Genomic DNA, 20,986 nt, shown 5'->3' with positions numbered 1-20,986 from the left:
GTCGTCACATATTGCCAGCCGCTCGCCCCCACAGAACGGCCCCCGAAGCTACAGAAAAGAGCCGACGAGCTCGGCGAACTCCTCCGGCGGCACGATCCGCACACCCAGGCTCTCGGCCTTGGCCCGCTTGGAACCGGCCTTCTCCCCGGCCACCAGCAGCGACGTCTTGGCCGAGACGCTGGAGGACGCCTTCCCGCCGGCCCGCTCGATCAGCTCGTTCATCTCGTTGCGGCTCAACGCCTCCAGCGTGCCGCTCATCGCGCCGGTCACCACGACCGACATCCCGGCCAGCGGCAGCCCGGACGCGCCGCCGGTCTCCGGGGAGCCGGGCTCGGCGGGGGGCGTCCAGCCCGGCTCGGCCAGGTTCACGCCCGCCCGGACCAGCTTGTCGATCAGCGGCCCGACCTCGATCAGCTCGGCCACCACGACCGGCGCCTTCTCCGGGCCGATGCCCTCGACCGCCTGGATCGCCTCGGCGTCGGCGGCCCGGATGGCCTCCATCGAGCCGAAGTGGCGGGCGATGCGGCGGCTCATCGACCGTCCGGTGCCGCGGACGCCGAGCGCCGCGAACACCCGGCTGAGCGGCCGGCCCTTGGCCTGTTCGAAGGCGGCCAGCAGGTTGTCGGTGCTGGTCTCGCCCATGCGCTCCAGGCTGAGCAGCTGCTCGCGGGTCAGGAAGAACAGGTCGGCGAAGTCGGCGATCAGACCGGCGTCCAGCAGCTGCTTGATGCGGTTCTCGGCCAGGCCCTCGATGTCGAGCTGGTCGCGTCCGGCGGCGTAGACGATGGAGGCGATCGCCCGGCAGGCCCGCCCGCGCACGCACCGCCACCGTTCCTGCGAGCTGTCGATGGCGTCGCCGCAGGACGGGCAGACCTGCGGGATCGGGATCGGCTGCTCCTCGCCGGTGCGCAGGTGCACCACCGGCGACTCCACGCGCGGGATCACGTCGCCCGCCTTGTAGACCACCACGCTGTCGCCGAGCATCAGGCCGCGCCGGGTGATGTCGGCGACGTTGTGCAGGGTGGCGTAGGTGACGACGCTGCCGTCGAGCTCGACCGGCTCCAGCACGGCGCGCGGGGCGATGATCCCGGTGCGGCCGGTGTTCCACTCCACCCCGACCAGCTTGGTGATCTTCTCGGTGGCGGGCAGCTTGTAGGCGGTCGCCCAGCGCGGCGCGCGCGAGCTGAACCCGGCCTCGGCCTGGTCGGCGGCCAGGTCGCACTTGATCACGATGCCGTCGATGCCGAACGGCAGCCCCGCGCGGGCCGCGGCGATCTCGCCGACGCGCTCCTGCACCCGCTCCAGCGTGTCGGTGACGATCCCGGCGACCGCGGTGGCGGCCGTGGTCTGCACGCCCTGACCGGCCACCCACTCCATGACCTGGCTGTGCGGCAGCTCGCGCAGCCGAACCGCCAGCTCGGAGTCGTCGCCGGGCGCGGGCAGCGCGCCGTAGCCGAAGAACGTCAGCTCGCACACGTACGGCCGGTCCTGGGCGCGCAGCGTGCCGGCGGCGGCGCTGCGCGGGTTGGCGAACGTGGTGCCGTCGTGCGCCGAACGCTTGGCGCACGCCTCCTCGAACTGCGACGTCGTCATCATGACCTCGCCGCGCAGCTCCACCGTGACCGGTTCGGCCAGCCGCTCGGGCAGGCCGACGATGGTGCCGATGGCGTGCGAGACGTCCTCGCCCGCGGTGCCGTCGCCCCGGGTGACGAGCTGGGCCAGCCGGCCGCCGCGGTAGCGGGCCGAGATGGCCAGGCCGTCGAGCTTGGGCTCGACGCTCCACGCGGTGACCGGACGGCCCAGCCTGCGCTCGACCGAGGCGGCCCAGTCGGCGAGCTGCTCGGCGCCGAACGCGTTGTCCAGGCTGAGCATCGGCACGGTGTGCGGCACGTCCCCCACGACCGCGCCGCCCGCGACCTTGCCCGTCGGCGAGGTCGGCAGCACCTGCTCGGGATGGGCCTCCTCGTACGCCTGGATGCCGCGCACCAGCCGGTCGTAGGCGTCGTCGTCGAGGGTGGAGGTGCCGTCGGCGTAGTAGGCGGCGGAGGAGTCCACGGCGAGCTGAACGGCCTCGGCGTAGGCCGTGTCATCAGCGAGGACGGTGAAAGGGGGCGTCTCGGTCATGCCATAACAATGCCGTCCGCAACCGACAATTCCGAACCGTGGTTCAGCGGGCGAGGGTGAGCTCGGCCAGCTCCCGGAAATCACGGCGGCGGCCGTCGAGGTCCGCCGCGGCGAACGCGGTCTCGCCGAGGCGCTCGCGCGCCTGATCGGCGATGCGGGCGGCGTCCGGCAGCGAGCGGTCCGGCGTGCCGCGCACCGCCTCGCTGGCCGCGATCAGCCGCACGGCCTGCTCGTCCTGGCCCTCGCGCAGCGCGACGTCGGCGATCCCGACCAGCGCCTCGGCGATGGTCGGCGGGAACATGTTCTCCACGGCCGCGTCGAACGCCCTGCGCCGGTAGGCGCGGGCCTGCTCGACGTCGTCGGCGAGGTAGCCGTACAGGTCCATGATCGTGGAGCGGACCGAGCCGACCATCTCATCGTTGGACAGCACCGCCTGAACGGTGGCCAGGTGCTCGCGCGCCTGGTCCGCCTCGCCGCGCCAGCGCGCCAGCTTCGCCTGCCCCAGCGCCAGCTCGGCGAGGGAGTCCGGCCAGACGATCCCGTCGGCGTGCCGCTGGGCCTCGGCCATGGCCGCGGCGCTGGCCCGCTCGTCGCCGAGCAGCCAGTGCAGCTGAGCCAGCCGGGCCCACACGCCCACGACGTCCTCGGTCGCGCCCACCTCGGTCTGCGCCACGGCGCCCTCTTCGTAGTACTCACAGGCACGGGCGAACTCGCCCCGCATGGCGAGCCGATCGGCCAGGAAGGTCAGCGCCAGGGAGATGCCCATGCGGTCGCCCAGCACGCGGAACTCGGCGAGCGCGGTCTCGGCGTCGAGATCGACGTCGGTCTCGTCGCCGCCGAGCGTGAGCCGGAACCGGCCGCCGGCCAGCCTGCCCTGCGCCCGCACCCAGGGGTCGGCGTCGGCGATCAGCGGCTCGAACGCGGGCAGGAACGCCGCCGGGCCCTGCAGCGTGCGCTCCAGCAGCGCGGCGAACCCGAGCAGCGGCTTGCGGGACCCGCTGCTGCGGGCCAGCCGGTGCGCCTCCTGGATCCATTCGCGGGCCTGGAACTGGTCGCCGCCCACGCCGGACGTCACGAACATGGTCACCATGAGGTACGCCATCGCCCGCACCTCGTCGGGCACCTCGCCCTCCAGCCCGGAGGCGGCGATGCTCAGCTCGGCGCCCTCGGCCCGGTGGCCGCTGAGGAACCAGTAGTAGCCGGCCGCCCCGACCAGCCGCATCGCCTCGTACGCCCACCCCTCGGCGATCGCCCCGCGCAGGGCCGTGATGATGTTGTCGTGCTCGGCGTCGAGCACGGCCAGCCACTCCAGCTGCTCGGCCCGGCGCAGGTGCGGGTCGGCGGTCTCGGCCAGCTCGGTGAAGTGGGCCAGGTGCGCCCGCCGCGCCGCCTCGGACTCCCCGGCCTCGGCCAGCCGCTGGGCCGCGTACTCCCTGATGGTGTTGAGCATGCGGTAGCGCGGGGCGCCCTCGTCATCGGCCAGCAGCAGCGACTTCTCGGTCAGCGCGGTCAGCACGTCGAAGACCAGCTCACCGGCGGATGCCTCGTCGCCGCACACGCGTTCGGCCGCCTCCAGGCTCGCCCCGCCGGAGAACACCGACAACCGGCGCAGCACGCCGCGCTCGGCCTCGCTCAGCAGGTCCCAGCTCCAGTCGACGACCGCGCGCAGCGTCCGGTGCCGGGCGAGCGCCGTACGGCTGCCGCTGGTCAGCAGGCGGAACCGGTCGTCGAGACGGCGGGCGAGCTGGTCGACCGACATCGTGCGCAGCCGGGCCGCGGCCAGCTCGATCGCCAGCGGGTTGCCGTCGAGCGCCCGGCAGATCCGCGCCATGGCCGCGAGGGTGGGGGCGTCGGAGGCGATGTCCTTGCGCACCAGGTCCGCGCGGTCGCGCAGCAGCCGCACCGCGGGCGAGGCCCCGCTCTCGGCCGGCGAGGAGCCCTCGGCGGGCAGCGTGAGCGGCTCGACCTGCCACAACACCTCGCCGGTGATGCCGAGCGGCTCGCGGCTCGTGGCCAGCACGCGCAGGCCGCGGCACTCGCCCAGGAGCCGGTCCGCGAACGCCGCGGCGGCCTCGATGACGTGCTCGCAGTTGTCCAGGATGAGCAGGATCGAGCGGTCGCGGATGGCGGTGATGAGCCGGTCCATCGGGTCGCCGCCGCGCCCGCCGCCGAGCATGCCCTGGTCGCGCAGGCCGATCGTGGTCAGGGCGGCCTGCGCCAGCTCGCCGCCGGCCCGGACCGGGGCCAGCTCGACCAGCCAGGCGCCGTCGGGCAGCTCGGGGAGCATCGTGCGGGCGGTCTCGGTGGCCAGCCGTGTCTTGCCGGAGCCGCCCGCGCCCGTCAGGGTGACCAGGCGGTACCTGGTGGCCAGGTCGGCGACCGCGGAGACGTCGTCCTGCCGGCCGACGAAGCTCGTCAGCTCGGCGCGCAGGTTGGTCCTGCGGTTGTCCGTCCGCTCCCCCACCTCGCCGCGCAGCAGCGCGGTGTGCAGCTCCGACAGCTCGGCCGACGGGTCGGCGCCCAGCTCGTCGGCCAGCCGCTCGCGGGTGCGCTGGTAGAGGGCCAGCGCCTCGTTCCCGCGGCCCGCCTCGGCCAGCGCCCGCATCAGCGCCGCCACGAACCCCTCGCGCAGCGGGTACGCCGCCACCAGCCCGGTCAGCTCGGTGACCAGCTCCGCGCCCCGGCCGAGCCGCAGGTCGGCGTCGATGCGGTCGCCGAGCGCGGCGACGTGGAGGTCGTCGAGCCGGGTGACCACGGCGTCGAAGGTGTCGCTGTCCTGCATCGCGATGTCGGCCATGGGGGCGCCGCGCCACAGTTCCAGGGCGCTGCGCAGCAGGTCGGCGCGGGCGGCGGGCGCGGCGGCGCGGGCCTGGACGATCAGCTGCTCGAAGCGGCACACGTCCACGGCCTCGCGCGGCACGGCCAGCCGGTAGCCGCCGGCCTCGGCCTCGATCACGCCGTCGGGCAGCACTCTGCGCAGCCTGGACACCAGCGCCTGCAGGGCGTTGACCTCGTCGGCGGGCGGCCGCTCCCCCCAGATCCAGTCGATCAGCCGCGCGCGCGTGACGATCCGGCCGGGCTCCAGGGCGAGGGCGGCCAGCAGCGCGCGCAGCCGGACACCGGGAACCTCGACCACGGCCCCTTGGGCGTTCCGGACCTCGAAGGGCCCCAGCAATCCGACTCGCACACCGCAATTGTGCCGGAACCAGGACAACGCCCGGCCCATCCCCGCCCGTCCGCCCCCTGGAACCCGTCCCCCGAGGTCAGCCGGCGGCCTTGCGGCTGAGGTGTTCCCAGGCGCGGTACTCCGCGGTGCGGGCCTCGTCCATCTGCTGGACGAGGTCGTACGAGCGGCTGCCGACGATCAGCCGGCGCGGCGGCTCGGGCAGGTCCACGAGCTCCATGACGACGGGCGCGGCGTTGCTCGGCGGAGGGCCGGCGTCCTCGCCCCACATGGCGGCCAGCTCGGCCCGCAGCCCGTCGTAGACCGGGTCGGGCTCGGTGGCCGTGGTGCCCAGCGTGAACAGGCCGGTGTCGTAGCCGCCCATCTGCAGGTTGGTGACCTTGACGCCGAACGGCGCCAGCTCCATGGCCAGCGCCTGGGTGATCGAGTCGAGCGCCGACTTGCCCGCCGCGTACAGGCCGACCGAGGCCATGCCGCCGCCCGCGCCCATCGAGGTGACCTGGAGGATGTGCCCCGACCCCTGGGCCCGCAGGTACGGCGCCACCGCCTGGGTGACCCAGATCGCGCCGAACAGGTTGACGTCGAAGTGCGCCCTGATCTGCTCCTCCGTGGCCTCCTCCAGCATGCCGAACAGCATGCCGCCGGCGTTGTTGACCACGACGTCGAGCCGGCCGAAGGCGGCCGCCGCCTGGTCCACGCCCTCCAGCACCGCGGCGCGGTCGGAGACGTCGAGCGGCAGCCGGACGAGCGAGCCCGGGTGCCGGGCCTCCAGCTCGGCCAGCGGGCCGACGTCGCGGGCGGCGGCCACGACCCGGTCGCCCCGGTCCAGGGCCGCTTCGGTGAACGCCCGGCCCAGCCCTCGGGACGCACCCGTGACGAACCATACGCGCATGCGCTCTCGCCTCCTTCATCTCCAAGACGAGACGGTCCGTCTCGCCGCAGGTCCCTCAGTGTGCCAGCAAGACCGGGCCACTTGTCAAGACGGACCGTCTCGTCTCGTTGGTGCGCTATGATGGCCGGCGTGAAGCAGCCCGATCCCGCGCGCCGCAGCGAACGCTCCCGGCAGGCGATCCTCCAGGCCGCCAGGGAACTGGTGTCCGAGGTGGGTTACGCCAAGGTCTCCGTCGAGGCCATCGCCGCGCGGGCCGGCGTCGGCAAGCAGACGATCTACCGGTGGTGGCGGTCCAAGGGGGCCGTGGTCGTCGACTCCTTCCTCGCGCTGAGCGAAGGCGGCCAGGACCAAGGGGTGACGCTCCCCGACACGGGCGACATCGAGGCCGACCTGAAGACCGTCATGCGGGCCACCGTGGCGGAGTTCGCCGACCCCGCCTTCGAGGCGCCGATCCGGGCACTCAACCTGGAGATCGTCGCCGACCCCGAGCTGGCCGCCCAATACCGCGAGAAGCTGGCCGGCCCGGTCGACGAGGCCAAGAAGGCCCGCCTGCGCAGCGCCCAGCAGGCCGGCCAGCTCGCCCCCGACGCCGATCTCGACCTCGCGCTCGAACTGCTCTACGCCCCCCTCTACCAGCGCTGGCTGCTGCGCACCGGCCCGCTCACCCCGCAGTACGCCGACGCGCTGGTCGACCTGGCGCTCAAGGCGCTGCGCCCCTGAGCCGGGGCCCTGGATCTCACAGGGCCCGCAGCAGGTCAGCCAGCGCCTGGAGCACGGCGTCGCGCCGCTCCTCGTGCAGCCAGCCGTGCCCGGCGTCGTCCAGCACCCGGTGCTCGCCGCGCGGGAAGGAGGCGGCCAGCTCGGCGTGCAGGGCGAGCTTGCCGGCGTTGATCTCCCGCAGCACGTCCTCCGGCCACAGCTGGGACTGGGTGGCGTCCGCCCCCATGGCCGACAGCACGATCACCGGCACGTCGGGGGCCGGCGGCGCGGCCCTGAACTCCGCGGAGACCTCGTCGTAGAGGTTGCGGCCCTCCAACCAGCCGGTGCGCCAGGTGGTGAGGTGGTGGTCGACCAGGGCCTCGCGCACGCCGTCCGGCCAGGCGGCCAGCAGCCGCTCGACGGCCGGGCGGGCGGCGTCGAGCTGCTCCGGGGTCGCCTCCGGGAGCGCCTGCTCGCGCATCCGGTCGAGCATCTCGCGCGCCTGCCGGGGCGCGCGGGCGGCCATGTCCTCGTGGAAGGGGTCGAGCAGCAGCAGCGCCGCGACGTCGCCGGGGAAGCGGCGGGCGTAGTGGCGGGCGTACGCGCCGCCCAGGGAGTGTCCCGCCAGCACGTACGGGCCGCGCACCTCCGCCGCCCGCAGCGCCGCGCGCAGTTCGTCGGTCACCTCGGCCGCGGTGCGGGGCAGCTCGGCCGGCTCGCTCCAGCCGGTGCCCGCGCGGTCGTAGAGCACGCTGGTCGTCAGCTCGGCGGCGCGGTCGTGCACGTTGAGGTAGTCCAGGCCGACGGCTCCGGCGCCGGGCAGGAACACCACGGGCGGGCCGCCGGCGCCCGAGCGGTGCAGCATGATCCGGCGGTCGGCGACATCGTACAGGCGGCCCAGCGGCGGTGCGTCCAGGGCGTGGTCGGTCATGGGTCCGTCCTTTCTCAGGTTTGAGAAAGGTAGCAGGTGTGAGATCGTACGTCCATGGACACGGTGGATCTGCTTCTGCACCCCGTACGGCTGCGCATCGTGCACGCCATGGCGGGCGGCCGCACGCTCACCACCTCCGACCTGTGCGACCTGCTGCCCGACGTCTCCAAGGCCACCGTCTACCGGCACGTCGGCCTGCTGGCCGAGGGCGGCCTGCTCGACGTGGAGGGCGAGCAGCGCGTACGCGGGGCCGTCGAGCGCCGCTACCGGCTACGCCCGGCGCGGGCGGCCATCGACGCCGACACCGCCGCCTCGGCCTCGCGCGACGACCACCGCCGCGCGTTCGCCGTGGCCATGGCGGCGCTACTGGCCGAGTTCGGCGCCTACCTCGACCGCGACCAGGCCGATCCGGCCGCCGACCTGGTCGGCTACCGGCAGCACGCCATCTGGCTGAGCCCCGACGAACGCGCCGCGCTGATCGCCGACCTGCGTGCCGCGCTCCTGCCCAGGATCGCCAACCCGCCCACGCCCGAGCGCACCCGCCACCTGATCAGCCCGATCCTGTTCCCGGCCGAGGAGCCGTCCGCCTGAGCCCGTTCCCCCGGAGGAGGTCAGCGGTAGCCGGTCAGGCCGTCCGCCAGTTGTTCCTCGTCGCCGTCGCGATGCGCGGACAGAGCCTGCTGCAGGGCGAAGGACGCGCGGATCACGGAGATGCGGGTCGCCATCGCGCCGTCCGGCCGGCCTCTCAGCGCGAGCACCCGATCCAGGAAGGGCCTGCCGTAGCCGGCCTCGACGGCCGCGAGGTCCTCGGCGGGATCGCCGATCGTCACCTCGTCCCAGTCGATCACCCCGCTGAGCACCGGCAGCCCGTCGTCGTGCTCCCACAGGACGTTCTCCGCGCCGAGGTCGCCGTGCACCACGGCGTCGGTGATGTGGGGAAGGCCGTCGAGCGCGGCGAGCTCCCGCTCGGCTCGCCGACGCCCGCGCTCGGACATGAGCCCGAACAGCTCGGCGCGCACGCCCGCCGTGAACCGCCGCCATCGATCCCGTGGCGCCGGCAGCGCCGCCCGCACGTCGTCCTCGGCCCCGATCCTGGCCAGCTCGCGCAGCAGCGTGACGTACTGCGCCGCCGCGGCCTCGGCCACCTGCGGGTCTTCGAGTTCGCCGGCCTCCAGCGGGGCTCCGGGAACGCGGCTGAGGACCAGGAACCGCGGCTCGTCCGTGCCGGGATCGCCGGCCTGCGGCAACGGCCGGGGCGTGCGGAAGCCGAGGCCGAACCCGGCGAGCAGGCGCAGGACAGCGGCCCGCTGCGGCAGCCGGGCGGCCGCGGCCTCGGTGCGCGGCAGGCACACGACCCGATCCGGGCCGATCACCACCTGGTGGAACTGCCCTTGGCGAACGGTGAGCTCCTCCGCCGCGACGCCCGGCAGCAGCCGGCTCAGCAGAGCACGATCCATCTGCGGGACCTGCATGAGAGACGAACCGTCCTTTCCGCGACACGGGCGCGATACCCGCTGCCCTGGTCACCGTACTAGCCGGGCGGCGCGAGGGCGGTGAAGCGTTCGTGGGCGGCCCGGTCGCCCAGCCGGTCGAGGGCGGCCAGCCAGCACGCCCCGGCCGTCGCGTCGCGGGCGGTCGTCACCCGCCGCCCGGCCAGCCGGGCCAGCACGGCGGCGCGCACCGGGCCGTCCGCGGTCAGCACGCCGCCCGCCAGCACCAGCGGCCCGTCGCCGGACAGCCGGGCCGCCGTCGCGGTCAGCCGCCGGGCGGCCTCGGCGACGATGCCCGCCGCGCGCTCGTCCCCGGCTTCGGCCGCCCGCGACACCAGCGGCGCGGCGGCGGCCACGAGCATCCGGTCGGCCTAGGCCAGCCGGACGATGCGGTCCGCCCGCCGCCGCGGCCCGCCCGTCACCCCGAAGTGCGCGCTCACCAGATCCACCAGCGGCCCGTACGGCAGCCCAGGGCCCATGCGGCCCTGGTGGCGGCCCCCGTGATCCAAGCAGTCGCCGGGGCGGTCCAGGGCGCGGACGGCCGCGCGCACCCCCGCCCGGCCGATCCAGAACCCGCCACCCTCGTCGCCGAGCAGCCAGCCGAGCCCGTCGGCCACCGCGGTCACCGTCCGGCCGGAGAAGCGGGCCGCCGCGGCGCCCGTCCCGGCCAGCAGCAGCGTGCCGGACGGCGCGGCGGTCCCGGCTGCGTAGGCGACCTCCACGTCGCCGACCATGCGCGGCGGCGCGGCGATGCCGCACTCGGCCCACGTCCGGCCCAGCGTCGCGGCGAAGGCGTCGTCGCCGCCCGCGACGCCCGCCACCGAGGCGGCCACCAGCGAGGGGTCCACGCCGTCGAGGGCGCGGCGCAGGGCCTGCCCGATCGCCAGGCGGGCCGCCTCAGGGCCGTGCGCGGCCGGGTTGCCGGGGCCGGCGGCGCCGTGCCCGAGCCTGGTGCCGTCCGCCGCGTGCACGGCGGCGCGGGTGGTGGTGCCGCCGGCGTCCACCCCGGCGAAGAGCATCACCGGACCAGCCGCGCCGCGCCGGGCGCGAGCGTGACGGCGGCGCCGCACGCCTGGTACGAGCCGGTCGCCGGGTCGAACGCCTGCGTGATCCCGTCGAGCGTCACCTCCGCCGGCCGGTCGAAGCGGGCGTTGCAGACCAGCCGCCGCTCGCCGTAGTGGCCGATCAGGACGTCGCCGGCGTGCTCGGCCGACGTCCAGCCGGTCAGCTCGGCCGCCACCGGGCGCAGCCAGCGGGTGTTGAGGTCGCGCACGACGCCGTAGCGCTCGGTCGGCACGCCGTCGCCGCCGATGAGCGCCGGCTGGAAGCCCTCGCCGCGCGCCGGGTCGGGCGTCCAGTAGGTGAAGTACTGGATGCCGGTGTACCCGTAGGCCAGGGCGGTGTTGACCTGCCAGGCCAGCTCGGCGGCCGACGGCTCGCGGTGGCCGTCGTAGGCCAGCGTCTGGACGTACATCCAGGCCGGCAGCCCGGCCCTGCGGGCGTGCTCGCGCACGGTGGCCAGGTCGGCGAGGTAGCCCTCGTCGAACCCGCCGGCCAGGAACGGGTACCGGTCGAACGACAACACGTCCGGCCGGACGACCCGGGCGAACTCCCCCACGTACGCGTCGTAGGGGCCGGTGGCGTGGCTCGGCAGCAGGTTGGCGTAGGCGAACGCGCCGGCCGCCCGCGCGGCGGCGACCCCGGCCGCCAGCCGCGGGAACTGCCCGGCCGTCGGCTCGTCCATGAGGCTGAGGCCGCGGAAGGAGCGGAACGGGCGGTAGTCCTCGACGACCTGGGCGATCAGCGGCGCCGGGTCCACGTCCAGGTCGCGCATGAGCACCTCCACCCGCGAGTCGGAGGCGACCAGCACGCCGAGCCCGGCCTCCTCGGCGCGGGCCAGGGCGTGCCGCAGGATGACCCGGTCGTTCAGGTAGTTGCCGGTGATGACCAGGTCGATCCCGGCCTCGGCGATCTCGTGGTAGCGGGCGGCCGTCGTCTCGTGGGGCGGGGGCGGCCAGAAGGCGGCGATCGTCAGAGTCACAGCGCGCCCGTCCTGATGCGGCCGGCGTAGCGGGCCACCAGGGCGTCGTTGTGCGCGTCGGAGCCGGGGATGTTGGCCGACAGGTAGACCGGCGGGACCGTGCCGTCCGCCTGCAGCTCGCCGATCGCCACGGCCACCATGAGCTGCACGATCAGCGCCGAGGTGATCGAGGAGATGCCGCAGACCGGGCCGTGCCCGGTCGTCAGGACGGCGTCCCCGTACGGGGCCAGGTTGTCGATCACGATGTCGGCCAGCTCGAACAGCCGCTCCCCCGACGGATGCCGCGAGGTGATGGCGGTCGAGTGGGCCAGCGAGGTGATCGCGACGAGCGGCAGGCCGCGCTCCTTGACCAGCCGGGCCATCTCCACGGTCGAGCCGTTGCCGCCGGAGTTGGAGGCGATCACGAACGCGTCGGAGTCCTCCACCGTGTGCAGGGCCAGCACCTGGTGGGCGGTGCGCGGGTCGCGCTCGGCCAGCGGGTCGAACGCGCCGGGATCGGCCGAGCCCAGCACCACCGGGTCGCGCAGGGTGAGCCGGTTGGTCGGGATCAGCCCGCCCGCGCGCCCCGCCACCTCCAGCGCCACCGCCTCGGAGTGTCCCGTGCCGTAGGCGTGCAGGACGCCTCCGGCGCGCACGGTCGCCGCGACCAGCGAGCCCGCGCGCCTGATGGCGGGCAGCTGCTCGGCCATCAGCCGGTCCAGCCGCGAGCGCGTCTCGTCGGCGAAGGCCATCACAAGATCCATCAAACTGTCCTCAACGGTTCATGCCGGCGGTGAGCCCGGCGACGATCTGGCGCGTGGCCAGGATGAAGAGCACGACCAGGGGGATCGTCGTCATCACCAGGCCGGCGAAGAGCGTGCCCCAGTCGTTCTGGAACTGGCCGAAGAAGTGGGTGAGGCCGACCGGCAGGGTCAGCTTGCTCTCATCCCGCATCAGGACCAGGGGGTAGAAGAAGTCATTCCAGATCGGCACGAACTGGAAGACCACCACGGTCGCCAGCGCGGGCCGTACCAGCGGCAGCAGCACGTGCCAGAAGGTCGCGAACGGTCCCGCGCCGTCCAGGGCGGCGGCCTCGTCGAGCTCGTGCGGGAGCTGGCGGAAGAACGCGGTCAGCACGAACACGTTGAACGGCACCGACCCGGCCGCGTAGACCAGCACCAGCCCGGCCAGCGAGTCCACCAGGCCCATGCTCTCCAGCAGGTAGAACAGCGGCAGCACACCCAGGTGGGCGGGCAGCGTCATGCCCGAGACGAAGTAGGCGGCGAACAGCCCGCGCCCCCGGAACTCCCGGCGCCCCAGCGGGTACGCCGCCAGCAACGACACCACCGCGCCCAGCAGCACCGAGCAGACCACGACGATCGCCGAGTTCACCACGTACGTGGAGAAGGAGGCGTCGGTCCAGGCCCTGGCGTAGTTGCCGAGCCCGCTGGGCCAGCCGAGCGGCTGGTCGAAGATCTCGCTGGTCGGCCGGAGCGAGCTGAGCAGCATGACCAGCAGCGGCGACATGGAGAAGACGGCGTAGCCCCACAGCAGGACCCGGATCGCCACGGCCTTCACGGCTTCCTCCTCAGGACCCGTTCCAGCAGCAGCGTCGAGCCGAAGATGAAGGTGAACATGAAGACCGCCAGCGCCGAGGACGTGCCCAGCGCGTTGACGTCGCCCGAGGCGAAGGCGGTCCGGTAGAACAGCAGGCCGAGCACGTCGGTCGCGCCCGCGGGGGCGCCGTTGGAGCCGCCCAGGGCGTAGACCAGGGCGAAGGTGCCCATGCTGCCGATGAAGCTGAGGATGGTCACGGTGGCCATGGCCGGCTTGAGCAGCGGCAGCGTGACGCGCCAGAACACCTGCCAGGAGCCGGCGCCGTCGGTCCTGGCGGCCTCGGCGTACTCCTGTGGGATGCCGCCGAGCGCGGCGCTGAACAGCAGCATCGGGAAGCCCACCCACTGCCAGCTGGTGATCAGGATGACGGTCGGCAGCGCGGTGCCGGGGTCGCCCAGCCACGGCATCGCCAGGCCCATCGGCTTGAGCAGCGCGTTGACCGGGCCGAAGGCCGGGCTGAGCAGCAGGGTCCACAGGTAGCCGATGACCAGCGGGTTGACCAGGTACGGCAGCGCGAACATGGTCTGCAGGGCCCGCTTGCCGCGCCGTACGCGGAACAGCGCCAGCGCGAAGGCCAGGCCCAGCGTGTTCTGCACCAGCATGGTGCCGGCGAACAGCAGGAAGTTGTGCCCGAGCGCCGGCAGGAGCTGGTCCAGGAAGGCGCCCGACAGCAGGTGCGCGTAGTTGTCCAGCCCGGCCGGCTGGTCGCGCAGGGTGCCCTTCCAGGAGAAGAAGCTGTAGGTCAGCCCGGTGAACAGCGGATAGACCACGAACGCCGAGTACAGGAGGAAGGCGGGGACCAGGAACACGTACGACGATCCCCGCCGGGCGGCTAGAGCCATGTGGCCACGCTCTTGTCGAGCTGCTCGGCGGCCTCCTCGGCGCTGATGCGGCCCAGCAGCATCTCCTGCAACGCCTTGGAGAACACGGTGGCCGAGGTCGGGTTGCCGTAGGCGAACTCGTTCATGAAGTAGGTGCCGCCGTGCTGGGCGAAGGTGGCGGAGACCTCGTTGAGCAGCGGGTCCTTGGGGGTGACGCCGGGCACGGCGGAGAAGATGCGCAGGGTGTCGGTGTAGAGCTGGCCGTAGTCCTTGGAGGCCAGCCACGCGGCGAACTTCAGCGCCTCGGCCTTGTGCCTGGTCTTGACGTTGACGCCGTACGAGCCGTCGGTGAAGCCGGGCATGACGCCCTCCCCCTCGGGCGCGGGCGGGGTGAAGACGCCCAGGTCGACGCCCTTGGCGTGCTCGCCGAAGAAGTTCAGCTCCCACAGGCCGCCGGGGAACATGGCCGCCTTGCCGGAGGAGAACAGGATCTGCGCGTCGGTGTAGGAGACGCCGGCCACGTCGTCGGGGAAGTACGGCTTGAGCTTGTTGAGCTGGTCGATGCCCTCCACGAAGCGGGGGTCGGCGAACTTCTTGCGCTTGGCCTTGACGTCGGCGATGAACGCGTCGCCGCCCCAGTGGGCGGTGCCGAAGATGCCGGCCACGATCGGCAGCATCCAGTCGTCCTTGCCGCCGAAGGCGAACGGCACGATGCCCTTGGCCTTGAGCTTCTCGGCCGCGGAGATCATGTCGGCGTACGTCTTCGGCGGGGTGAGGCCGTTGTCGGCGAAGATCTTCTTGTTGTAGATCACCTGGAGGGTCTGGACGGCGAACGGCACGCCGTAGACCTTGCCGTCCTTGTCGCCCTTGGCGTAGCGCAGGACCTTCTCGTCGTAGGCGGCCAGGCCGGGCACGTCCTTGGTGTCGAGCGGGAGCAGCCGGCCGGCCTCGACCAGCGGCTGGAGGTTGGCGCCGGCGCGCAGCCAGGCCAGGTCGGGGCCGCTGTCGCCGGCCAGGCCGGTGGACAGGATGGTGTCGTACTCGGTGGCCGTGGTGAACGAGCGGGCGTCGACGTCGATGCCGGGGTGGAGCTTCTCGTACTCGGCGAACATCTTGTCGTAGTTCGCCTCGGGACCCCAGCCCCAGACCGAGAGGGTGATCTTGCCGGAATCGGCACTCGTCGTGGCGGAAGGGGCACAGGCGGTGACCGCCATCGCCAAGGCGACAGCGGCGGCGGCAAGGCGCATGGGGACTCCTAGCGTGGGGGCAGGCGGTGCTTGCTGACCGCGTCGGTGGCCGCGGTGAGCAACTGATCGCTGGTCTCGTGGGTGCGCTGGACGACGCCGATGTAGAGGCAGTCCAGGACGAGCATCTGGGTGTGGCGGGCGGCCACGCCGCCGGCGCGGAAGGGGGTGTCCTGCGCGGCGGTGGTCAGCACGATGTCGGCCACCTCGGCCAGCGGGCTGCGGGGGAAGTTGGTGACCGCGACGGTGGTGGCGCCGCGTCGCTTGGCGATGGCCAGCGGCTCGACCACTTCGGCCGTGGTGCCCGAGTGGGAGATGCCGAGCGCCACGTCGTCGCGGTTGCGCGCGTTGGCGCTGCAGACGGCGCTGTGCACGTCGGTCCACAACGCGCCGGGGCGGCCGATGGCGTGCAGGCGCAGGTGCAGGTCCATGGCCACGCCCGCGCTGCCGGCGACCGCGAAGAAGTCGATGAACCGGGCCCGTACCAGGGCCTCGGCGGCCCGGTCCACGGCCTGGAGGTCGAGCTGGGCGGCCGTCTCCTCCATGGCGCGCAGGTCGCTGGCCAGCAGGCTGCGCAGCACCAGGCTCGCGGGGTCGTCCGGGGAGAAGGCGATCAGGCCCTGCTCGCGCGGGGCGGCGTCGTTGCGGCCCAGTTCGGCGGCGAGCGCCAGTCTGAGCTCGGGGTAACCGGCCAGGCCGAGCTGCCGGCAGAAGCGGGTGACGGTGGTGAGCGAGGTGCCGCACCGCTCCGCCAGCTCCCCGATGGTCGAGGCGGCCACGGTGGCGGGCTCGGCGAGGATCGTCTCGGCGATGCGCCGGTGGGTGGCCGTGAGGGTGGGCTCGATCCCTCGGATTCTGGCCAGGATCGGTGACATGGGAGGAACCCTCCCGCTTCCCGCAAGGTATGTCAATAGTTCACATTCGACGTCCAATGTTAGAAAATTTCCCTCTTGTGTGACTCGATGGGACTATGTCACTTTCGTGGCCATGCGCAACCTCCTCATGGCGCTGGTGCTCGGCAGCACCAGCCTGCTGCCCGCCCGCGCCGACGCCGTGGACATCCAGTTACTGGCCTTCAACGACTTCCACTCCGGCTTCCCGACCAGCTTCGCCATGACGCCGTCCGGGCCGGTCGAGGCCGGCGGGGCCGAGTACCTGGCCGCCCACATGGACCGGCTCCAGCGCGACAACCCCGACGGCACGCTGCGGCTCTCGGCCGGCGACAACTACTCCTCCAGCACCATGAACGCCACCGCCCTGCACGACGAGCCGGGCATCCAGGCGCTGAACATGATGCGCCTGGACGCCTCCAGCGTCGGCAACCACGAGTTCGACGAGGGCATCGCCGAGTTCCGCCGGATGGAGAACGGCGGCTGCCACCCGATCGACGGATGCGCGCTGCCCGGCTTCAAGGGCGACGCGTTCCCCTACCTGGGCGCCAACATCGTCGACACCACCACCGGCAGGCCCGCGCTGACGCCCTACATCGTCAAGGAGGTCAAGGGCGTCAAGGTCGGCATCATCGGCGTCGACTACAAGAACGCGCTCAACGAGGCCCCCGGCCCGACCAAGCCGCTGGAGGGCCGCGACGAGGCCGAGGCGGTCAACACCTACACCGCCGAGCTCAAGGCCAAGGGCGTGCGCACGATCGTCGTCCTGATCCACCAGGGCGGCGGGCAGACCGGCGGCGGCCTGCCCAACGAGTGCAACAACCTGGCCGGGCCTATCAAGGACATCGTGCAGCGGTTCGACCCCGAGGTCGACGCCGTGATCTCCGGGCACACCCACAACCCGTACAACTGCCTGGTCAACGGCATCCCGGTCACGCAGACCTCCGCCCACACGCGCGAGCTCACCAAGGTCGTCCTGACCGTCGACCGGGCGACCGGCAACCCGACCTCCGCCAAGGCCGAGAACATCACCGTCACCCACGACATCAAGCCCGACGCCCGCATCGCCGCCCTGCGCCGCCGGACCGACGAGCAGGCGCAGAAGCTGCTCGACCGGCCGGTCGGCCTGCTCGCCCGCGACCTGACCGCCCAGCGCAACGCCGCCGGCGAGTCCACCGTCGGCCACGCCCTGGCCGACGCCCGCCTGTTCGCCACCTCCGCCGCCGAGAACGGCGGCGCCCAGATCGCCGTCCAGCCGCCCTACGGCGGCGGCATCGGCGGCGACCTGATCGTCAACCCCACCGGCAACGAGATGTCGAACCTGGTGACGCACGGCAAGGCGCTGCGCGTCCAGCCGTTCGGCAACATGCTCGTCACCATGACGCTCACCGGCGCCCAGCTCGAACGGCTGCTGGAGCAGCAGTGGTGCGGCCAGGGCACCGCGCGCGTGCTCGGCGTCTCCCAGGGACTCACCTACACCTACGACAACGCCAGGCCCGCCTGCGACCGGATCGACCCGGCGAGCATCAAGCTCAACGGCGTCGTCGTCGACCCCGCCGCGAAGTACCGCCTGACCGCCAACTCCTTCATCGCGACCGGCGGCGACGGCTTCTCGGTGCTGACCGAGGGCACCGAGCGGGTGGAGAAGGTCCGCGACATCGAGGCGTTCGAGTCCTACATCCGGGCCAGGAGCCCGCTGCCCGCCCCGGCCCTGAACCGGGTCACCCGGGTGAACTGACCGCCTCCGTCCCGCCTCCCCCGCTCCCGGCGGGCGCAACTGCCGGCGCGGGCGGCCTGCGGATGGAACGGGATGGAACGCCGCGGAACGCCCATGGTCTGAGGCGTCGTCGTCCGACGGCGCCCGGACCATGAGGAGGTCAGATGCAGCTCTCCATCCCGAGGAGGCTCGGCAGACGATCGCGGGCCGTCCTGGTGGCGGCCGTGGCGGCCGCCGCGCTCACGGCAGCCGTGCCGGCCCAGGCGACAGCACAGGCGACAGCACAGGCGGCGCCGCCCGCCACGCACGCCATCGCCTGGGGCAAGGGCGGTTTCGGGCAGCTCGGCGACGGCGGGTACGCCGACCAGCAGCTCCCCGTCAAGGTACGCGCCGAGGAGCAGGGCTTCACCGAGGTCGCCGGCAGCCTCACCCACTCCCTGGCCATCGCGGCCGACGGCTCGGTCTGGGCCTGGGGGCAGAACAACAACGGCCAGCTCGGCGACGGCGGTCACACCGACAGCAACGTCCCGGTCAAGGTCCAGGGCCTGACCGGGGTCGTGGAGGTCGCGGCGGGCTGGGGGTTCAGCCTGGCCCGCACCGGCGACGGCCACGTCTGGGCGTGGGGCGTCAACAACGACGGGCAGCTCGGGCTGGGCGCGTTCGGCGGCTCGTACGCCACCCCGCAGCCGGTCGGCGAGCTGCGCGGCATCACCCACATCGAGGCCGGCTGGTTCCACAGCATGGCGCTGCGGAACGACTTCAGCGTGCTGGTCTGGGGGGACAACTCGCGCGGCCAGCTCGGCGACGGGACGAACGCGGCGAAGGCGAGCCCCACCGTGCTGCCCGGCCTGGGCGGCGAGAGCGGGCCGGTCTACGACATCGCCGCCGGGTTCTCCCACTCGCTGGCCGTCCGCTCCGACGGCACGCTGCTGGCCTGGGGCGCCAACAACTCCGGCCAGCTCGGCAACGGCACCACCTCCGTCACCGCGTCCTACAGCCCGGTGCACGTCGTCGGCAGGTACGGCCAGGTGCGCGCGGTGGCCGCGGGCTGCCGGCACAGCTACCTGGTGGACGGGTCGGGCAACGTGTGGGGCTGGGGCGACAACACCGAGGCCCAGGTGGCCTTCACCGGCGCGCTCGTCAAGCAGCCGCAGCTCGTCCCGGGCCTGTCGGACGTCAAGGACGTCGCCGCCGGGTGCGCCTTCGGCCTGGCCCTGACCGGCGGCGGCGAGGCGTACGGCTGGGGGCAGTACAACTCCGGCCAGACGGGCACCGGCGTCCCGGTGCCGATGCCGCCGAGGCCGAACGCGTGGGGGCCGGGGCTCACGTTCATCGCCGCCGGCGGCGACCACGGCCTGGCCATCCGCAAGACCGGCTGAATCGCGGACGAGCCCGCCGCCGATCTCCCGGCTCGGCGGCTCCGAGCCGCCGTGGGTCTTCGGCCACGACCTCAGAGCGCGTACTCCTTGAGCGGGACCGCGTCGTCGGCCTCGTCCGGCATGGGCTCGTCCGGCGTGCCGAAGAACCAGCGGGCCGCGGCCCGGCCGTGCCGCTGGTTGCGCTCGACGTAGTCGCGCATCCGGTGCTCGTAGGCGGCCAGGCCCGTGGCGTGGTCGGGCGCCTCGGCCAGCTCCCCGGCCAGCACGTACGCGCCGATCAGGGCTTGCGAGGTGCCGCGGCCGGAGGTCGGCGCCGCGCAGTAGGCCGCGTCGCCCAGCAGCGTGACCCGGCCGTTGGTCCAGGTGTCCATCACGACCTGGCCGGAGGAGTCGAAGAAGAACTCCTCGGCCTCCCGCATGGCCGCCAGCAGCCGGGGCACCTGCCAGCCCGCTCCCGCGTAGTGCTCGGCCACCAGGCGTTCCTGCTGGGCGCGGTCGCGCCGGTCGTAGACCAGGTCGTCGGCGGCGAACGACAGGCCGACCCGCAGTTCGGTGTTGCCGTGGGCGGTGAAGGCCATGGCGCTGCGGCCGGGGGTGTTGTGCATCAGGCCCGCGTCCCGCAGGTCCAGGATGTTGCCGGTGGTGAACAGCGCGCCGTAGATGCCGAGGCCGCGCACGTAGCGCGACTCGGGGCCGAAGGCGAGCGCGCGCACCTTGGAGTGCATCCCGTCGGCGCCGACCACCAGGTCGAACGTGCGCGGCGCGGCCTTCTCGAACCGCACCCGCACCTCCGCCGGGTCCTGGTCGAGGGCGGTGACGGTGTCGTCGAACAGGTACTCGACGGTGTCGCGGGTGGCCTCGTACAGCACCTTCGTGACGTCGGACTTGAGCACCTCCAGCTCGCCGGAGATCGCGGTGGCGGGCAGCACGGCCAACGCGTCGCCGGCCTCGTCGACCAGCGTCATGGAGGTCATCGTGGTCGCGTGCCGGCGCATCTGGGCCAGCAGGCCCATGCGCTCCAGCACGTCCAGGGCCGAGCCGCGGAAGTCGATGGCCGCGCCGCCGCCGCGCGGGGCCGGGGCGCGCTCGACGAGGGTGACCTGGTGGCCGTGACGGTTCAGCCAGTAGGCGAGGGCGGGGCCGGCGACGCTGCCGCCGGAGATCAGGATTCGCATCGGGATGTCCTCTTTCGTCGGTGAACGCTCCCCACCGTACGCAGATTTGGGCGAATGCGCAAGACGGTCGTCTGATGCGTACGTGCTAGGCTTCCGGCCATGGGAAATCGCGAAGACCTGCTGGCCGGGGCGCGGCGCTGCCTGGAGGAGAAGGGCTGGGGGCGCACCACCGTCCGCGACATCGCCACGGCGTCGGGCGTGAGCATGGCCGCCATCGGCTACCACTTCGGCTCGCGCGAGGCGCTGCTCAACGCGGCCCTGGTCGAGGCCATGGGCGAATGGGGAGAGCAGGTCGGCGCGGCGCTGGCCGCCCTCCACGATCCCGGCAGGTCGCCCGCCGAGAGCTTCGAGGCGCTGTGGGAGCAACTGGTCGGCTCGGTCAACGAGCACCGCACGCTGTGGCTGGCCAACCTGGAGGCGCTGGTCCAGGCGGAGCACTCGCCGGAGCTGCGCGAACAGCTCGTGGCTGGTCAGCGCGAGGGGCGGCGCGGCATGGCCGCCCAGCTCACCGGGGTGCCTGAGGAGGAGATCGGCGACGGCGAGGTGCGCGCCGTCGGCTCGGTGCAGCTCGCGCTGCTGCTGGGGGTGATGGCCCAGTGGCTCAACGACCCGCAGGCCGCGCCCTCGGCCGCCGACGTGGTCGAGGGGCTGCGGGCCATCACCACCCGGTTCGGGCTGGTCAGGTGAGCGAAACGACGATCCCCCGGGCGGCCCCGGTCGTGGGCGCCAGGCGGTAGCCAGGCCGACCTCCTCAGCAGGTCAAGGCGACCTTTGCCAAGCTTTGAATGACCGTTTAATATCTT

19 protein-coding genes are annotated in these 20,986 nt (G+C 73.2%); 5 read left to right on the top strand and 14 right to left on the bottom strand.

The genetic code is table 11. The annotated features are described in order from the left end of the window. Window positions 1-48: 48 nt before the first annotated feature. The 3 genes from ligA to ACFYYW_RS39725 form a co-directional block, all read right to left on the bottom strand. Entirely contained in the window at window positions 49-2,124 is a 2,076-nt protein-coding gene (gene ligA, locus ACFYYW_RS39735) for an NAD-dependent DNA ligase LigA (RefSeq protein WP_387657324.1), read from the bottom strand. 43 nt (window positions 2,125-2,167) lie between these two features. After that, on the bottom strand, window positions 2,168-5,311 hold the full coding sequence (locus tag ACFYYW_RS39730) for a BTAD domain-containing putative transcriptional regulator (RefSeq protein WP_387657321.1): 3,144 nt from the start codon (window positions 5,309-5,311) through the stop codon (window positions 2,168-2,170). 76 nt (window positions 5,312-5,387) lie between these two features. Beyond that, window positions 5,388-6,200, bottom strand: a complete 813-nt coding sequence (locus ACFYYW_RS39725) for an SDR family NAD(P)-dependent oxidoreductase (protein ID WP_352325774.1) — start codon at window positions 6,198-6,200, stop codon at window positions 5,388-5,390. Window positions 6,201-6,320: 120 nt separating this feature from the next. Here ACFYYW_RS39725 and ACFYYW_RS39720 point away from each other — a divergent pair, with 120 nt between their 5' ends. Beyond that, window positions 6,321-6,920 (top strand): TetR/AcrR family transcriptional regulator, encoded by a 600-nt coding sequence (locus tag ACFYYW_RS39720; protein WP_387657357.1) that lies wholly within the window; start codon window positions 6,321-6,323, stop codon window positions 6,918-6,920. A gap of 16 nt (window positions 6,921-6,936) precedes the next feature. On the opposite strand, the gene ACFYYW_RS39715 is transcribed toward ACFYYW_RS39720, so the two are convergent. Continuing rightward, entirely contained in the window at window positions 6,937-7,830 is an 894-nt protein-coding gene (locus ACFYYW_RS39715) for an alpha/beta fold hydrolase (RefSeq protein WP_387657317.1), read from the bottom strand. A gap of 54 nt (window positions 7,831-7,884) precedes the next feature. Here ACFYYW_RS39715 and ACFYYW_RS39710 point away from each other — a divergent pair, with 54 nt between their 5' ends. Further along, window positions 7,885-8,421, top strand: coding sequence for a helix-turn-helix domain-containing protein (locus ACFYYW_RS39710; protein WP_352325777.1), 537 nt, complete (start codon window positions 7,885-7,887; stop codon window positions 8,419-8,421). Window positions 8,422-8,441: 20 nt separating this feature from the next. On the opposite strand, the gene ACFYYW_RS39705 is transcribed toward ACFYYW_RS39710, so the two are convergent. From ACFYYW_RS39705 to ACFYYW_RS39665, 9 genes are read right to left on the bottom strand one after another with little or no spacing between them, the layout of a single operon-like run. Beyond that, window positions 8,442-9,302: a phosphotransferase family protein gene (locus tag ACFYYW_RS39705; RefSeq protein ID WP_387657314.1), complete on the bottom strand. Its 861-nt coding sequence runs from the start codon at window positions 9,300-9,302 to the stop codon at window positions 8,442-8,444. A 59-nt stretch (window positions 9,303-9,361) separates the two neighbouring features. Beyond that, window positions 9,362-9,682: a hypothetical protein gene (locus tag ACFYYW_RS39700; protein ID WP_387657311.1), complete on the bottom strand. Its 321-nt coding sequence runs from the start codon at window positions 9,680-9,682 to the stop codon at window positions 9,362-9,364. Window positions 9,683-9,691: 9 nt separating this feature from the next. Further along, window positions 9,692-10,339 (bottom strand): BadF/BadG/BcrA/BcrD ATPase family protein, encoded by a 648-nt coding sequence (locus tag ACFYYW_RS39695; protein ID WP_387657308.1) that lies wholly within the window; start codon window positions 10,337-10,339, stop codon window positions 9,692-9,694. After that, on the bottom strand, window positions 10,339-11,361 hold the full coding sequence (locus tag ACFYYW_RS39690; RefSeq protein WP_387657306.1) for a hypothetical protein: 1,023 nt from the start codon (window positions 11,359-11,361) through the stop codon (window positions 10,339-10,341). The genes ACFYYW_RS39695 and ACFYYW_RS39690 overlap by 1 nt, the downstream gene beginning before the upstream one ends. After that, window positions 11,358-12,104, bottom strand: coding sequence for a sugar isomerase domain-containing protein (locus ACFYYW_RS39685; RefSeq protein WP_387657303.1), 747 nt, complete (start codon window positions 12,102-12,104; stop codon window positions 11,358-11,360). Before ACFYYW_RS39685 ends, ACFYYW_RS39690 begins: the two co-directional genes overlap by 4 nt. 10 nt (window positions 12,105-12,114) lie before the next feature. Next, window positions 12,115-12,918 (bottom strand): carbohydrate ABC transporter permease, encoded by an 804-nt coding sequence (locus ACFYYW_RS39680; protein ID WP_387657300.1) that lies wholly within the window; start codon window positions 12,916-12,918, stop codon window positions 12,115-12,117. Continuing rightward, window positions 12,915-13,799: a sugar ABC transporter permease gene (locus ACFYYW_RS39675; RefSeq protein WP_352325784.1), complete on the bottom strand. Its 885-nt coding sequence runs from the start codon at window positions 13,797-13,799 to the stop codon at window positions 12,915-12,917. Before ACFYYW_RS39675 ends, ACFYYW_RS39680 begins: the two co-directional genes overlap by 4 nt. After that, window positions 13,790-15,025 (bottom strand): ABC transporter substrate-binding protein, encoded by a 1,236-nt coding sequence (locus ACFYYW_RS39670; RefSeq protein ID WP_387657297.1) that lies wholly within the window; start codon window positions 15,023-15,025, stop codon window positions 13,790-13,792. Before ACFYYW_RS39670 ends, ACFYYW_RS39675 begins: the two co-directional genes overlap by 10 nt. Window positions 15,026-15,033: 8 nt before the next feature. After that, window positions 15,034-15,897, bottom strand: a complete 864-nt coding sequence (locus tag ACFYYW_RS39665; protein WP_364390288.1) for a MurR/RpiR family transcriptional regulator — start codon at window positions 15,895-15,897, stop codon at window positions 15,034-15,036. Between the two features lie 112 nt (window positions 15,898-16,009). On the opposite strand from ACFYYW_RS39665, the gene ACFYYW_RS39660 reads away from it, so the two are divergent. Then, window positions 16,010-17,650: a bifunctional metallophosphatase/5'-nucleotidase gene (locus ACFYYW_RS39660; RefSeq protein ID WP_387657293.1), complete on the top strand. Its 1,641-nt coding sequence runs from the start codon at window positions 16,010-16,012 to the stop codon at window positions 17,648-17,650. A gap of 143 nt (window positions 17,651-17,793) precedes the next feature. Then, complete coding sequence (locus ACFYYW_RS39655; RefSeq protein WP_364415385.1) at window positions 17,794-19,008, top strand: hypothetical protein; 1,215 nt, start codon at window positions 17,794-17,796, stop codon at window positions 19,006-19,008. Window positions 19,009-19,079: 71 nt separating this feature from the next. Here the strand turns inward: ACFYYW_RS39655 and ACFYYW_RS39650 are convergent, their stop codons facing one another. Further along, window positions 19,080-20,183, bottom strand: a complete 1,104-nt coding sequence (locus tag ACFYYW_RS39650) for an FAD-dependent monooxygenase (RefSeq protein WP_387657290.1) — start codon at window positions 20,181-20,183, stop codon at window positions 19,080-19,082. 99 nt (window positions 20,184-20,282) lie between these two features. Here ACFYYW_RS39650 and ACFYYW_RS39645 point away from each other — a divergent pair, with 99 nt between their 5' ends. Further along, entirely contained in the window at window positions 20,283-20,870 is a 588-nt protein-coding gene (locus ACFYYW_RS39645) for a TetR/AcrR family transcriptional regulator (RefSeq protein ID WP_387657288.1), read from the top strand. The last annotated feature ends 116 nt before the right edge of the window (window positions 20,871-20,986 follow it).

It is taken from the genome of Nonomuraea sp. NPDC001831 (assembly GCF_042892035.1).
GTDB lineage: Bacteria > Actinomycetota > Actinomycetes > Streptosporangiales > Streptosporangiaceae > Nonomuraea.
Note: the sequence above shows the minus strand (reverse complement) of the source record. Positions and strands in the feature narration are given on the sequence as shown.